The organism is uncultured Escherichia sp. (assembly GCF_948475835.1).
GTDB lineage: Bacteria > Pseudomonadota > Gammaproteobacteria > Enterobacterales > Enterobacteriaceae > ECMA0423.
In genome coordinates this window covers 1-2,706 of the sequence record NZ_CAOLGM010000236.1, presented here as the reverse complement: position 1 = coordinate 2,706, position 2,706 = coordinate 1, and the positions used below count along the sequence as shown (strand labels likewise).

General features: G+C 42.2%; 3 protein-coding genes and 1 pseudogene. All 4 read left to right on the top strand.

What is annotated here, in order from left to right; translation table 11 throughout:
• Positions 1 to 75: hypothetical protein (locus QZF50_RS23400; RefSeq protein ID WP_276379389.1), on the top strand; the 75-nt coding region annotated here is incomplete at its 5' end.
• A gap of 311 nt (positions 76 to 386) precedes the next feature.
• Positions 387 to 595 (top strand): annotated as a pseudogene (locus tag QZF50_RS23395) (AraC family transcriptional regulator); the annotation flags it as partial.
• A 431-nt stretch (positions 596 to 1,026) separates the two neighbouring features.
• A complete protein-coding gene (fimA, locus tag QZF50_RS23390) occupies positions 1,027 to 1,590 on the top strand; it encodes a type 1 fimbrial major subunit FimA (protein ID WP_001296758.1) in 564 nt (187 codons plus the stop codon).
• A 359-nt stretch (positions 1,591 to 1,949) separates the two neighbouring features.
• On the top strand, positions 1,950 to 2,660 hold the full coding sequence (locus QZF50_RS23385) for a fimbria/pilus periplasmic chaperone (protein ID WP_001195166.1): 711 nt from the start codon (positions 1,950 to 1,952) through the stop codon (positions 2,658 to 2,660).
• Positions 2,661 to 2,706: the final 46 nt, after the last annotated feature.

The following is a 2,706-nucleotide window of genomic DNA, read 5'->3' as shown; positions in this document are numbered from 1 at the left end:
AACGTGGTGACGGCAGTTGAAACCAATGTGTTGAGGTTGCATGGACGGTTAAGCCGAGAATACGGTAGTAAGTGAGATATGGGGTTTGGTCGTTGTTAATGAGCACGACAATCATGACCGCCAACGACTGGATTCTTCCTTGGTTTATACTGGTGCGCATAATGTATATTATGTTAAATCATGTCTGAGTGATGCGAAGTGCTTTTCTGGTAGTCGTTATTCGTTCAGGGTTCAAGAACTTAAGCCTCTCCTCTTTCATAATTGGCCTGTGCATGGAGAAATAGCCTGGTTATTCCCTGCCCCATGCTAAGATCGCAGTGTCTGTCGCATAGACACTGCATACGAAAACACCAGAGGGTGCTGTTACTTATTTAAGGACGGATCAAGCGGGAATGAGTCCACTCCGGTATCAGAAATGGCTACGTCTCAATGAAGTCAGGCGACCGATGCTGAATGAACATTACGATGTCACCACAGCAGCCTATGCTGTCGGTTACGAAAGCTATCCCATTTCAGTCGGGAATATTCGCGGATGTTTGGAGAGTCACCCAAGAGAGATATTACCAGGTTAAGAAAGTCTGTCGGTCAGCTTTAATAAACCCTGCACTTATCTGTTTAGAGCAATTCGGTGTTAGTTTCAGCAAGCAAACATTAACCATAGCTAATGATTTATAGCCATATTAACCATTGGTAGCCCTTGACCTTTCCTGACACTTCCCTTGTTCGCAATAATATTCTGTTTAGTCACGGTTTATAAATAACATGCATAATGAAATCGTCATGTTATTTAGCGACATAAAATGTTTTTGCAAATACTCTCTTCAACAAGTGCACAATAAACTTGTTGTGATTAGGTGTCCTTGTGATTTAAAGATATTATCGTTCTTCGTGAAATGTAATAACCCTGGAAACTATATTCTCAGGGCAACAACCAATCAAGAATGATTCTTGTTTTTAAGCAATAACAGAATGACTTAATTGTTAACTCTCTTTATTCAGCTACTTAAATATAAATTTTGGAGAATTATGAAACTCAAACATGTTGGTATGATTGTCGTTTCTGTGTTGGCGATGTCGTCTGCTGCGGTAAGCGCAGCCGAGGGTGATGAATCAGTAACGACCACTGTTAATGGCGGTGTTATTCATTTTAAAGGTGAAGTGGTAAATGCCGCTTGTGCAATTGATTCAGAATCAATGAACCAAACGGTTGAGCTGGGTCAGGTTCGTTCTTCTCGCCTGGCTAAAGCGGGTGACCTCAGCTCCGCCGTTGGCTTCAATATCAAGCTGAATGATTGTGATACCAATGTTTCCAGTAATGCAGCTGTTGCATTCCTGGGTACTACTGTCACCAGTAATGACGATACGTTAGCGCTGCAGAGTTCAGCGGCAGGCTCTGCCCAAAATGTCGGTATTCAAATTTTGGACCGTACGGGTGAGGTATTAATACTTGATGGGGCCACTTTTAGTGCTAAAACCGACTTGATTGATGGCACGAATATACTGCCATTCCAGGCTCGTTATATTGCTCTCGGGCAGTCCGTAGCTGGTACTGCAAACGCTGATGCGACCTTCAAAGTTCAATATCTATAATTCAATCTTAAGGGGCTATACGTCATCTGAAATTGAAACAGGGTGTGTGTGGCATGGCTACGCACACCCGAGCAATTTACCAATATTCATCTCATTTTTAATGAGAAATGGTTTGTATTTGGAGCGCTATGAAAAATCACATAATATCTAAACTATCAATAAACAACAGTAGTTAAACTTACTGTTATTTAAAATATTTACTTTGTAGCAAGGTTTTCCTATTAAAAGAGAACCAACATTTATTACAAACGCATTAAGTCTGGAAACCCGGCGACTCGCCAATGTATTAGCAACATTAATCGATTGTCTGATGTAACGGTTTTCCCGCTTATCCTCTTAACACATGGAGAATGCATCAGATGCAAACTACGCGTACCCCCTACTCTATTTCCTTTATGGCGACAGTGTTACTTTTATTGCTCTTTGCTTGCCATAGCACCGTTGCCAACGCAGCTGTCGCACTGGGTGCGACGCGGGTAATTTATCCGGCAAACCAGAAACAGGTTTTATTGCCTGTCACGAATAATGATCCTGCCAGTGTCTATCTCATTCAGTCATGGATAGAAAATGCAGGTGACCAAAAAGACACCCAGTTTGTCATTACCCCACCGCTTTTTTCCATGCAAGGTAAAAAAGAGAATACGCTGCGGATAATCAACGCTACTAATCATCAGTTACCAGGCGACCGTGAAAGCCTGTTCTGGGTGAATGTTAAAGCTATTCCTGCTATGGAAAAAGACCAGAAGAATGAGAATACATTACAGCTGGCAATTATTAGCCGCATAAAAATGTTTTATCGCCCCACGAACCTGGCAATGGCACCTGAAGAAGCGCCTGCAATGCTTCGGTTTCGTCGCAGCGGTAGCAAACTCACGCTTATTAATCCAACGCCCTATTTCATTACCGTAACAAATATGAAAGCAGGAAATAGCAATCTCCCAAACACCATGGTGCCGCCAAAAGGTGAAGTATCGGTGGATATCACGCATGCTGCAACCGGGGATATCAGTTTTCAGACGATCAATGATTACGGTGCATTAACTCCGCGTATTAAGGCAACCATGCAGTAAGCCAGTGACCTAATTAATAATAAACTCAATCGGAATTAATAATGAC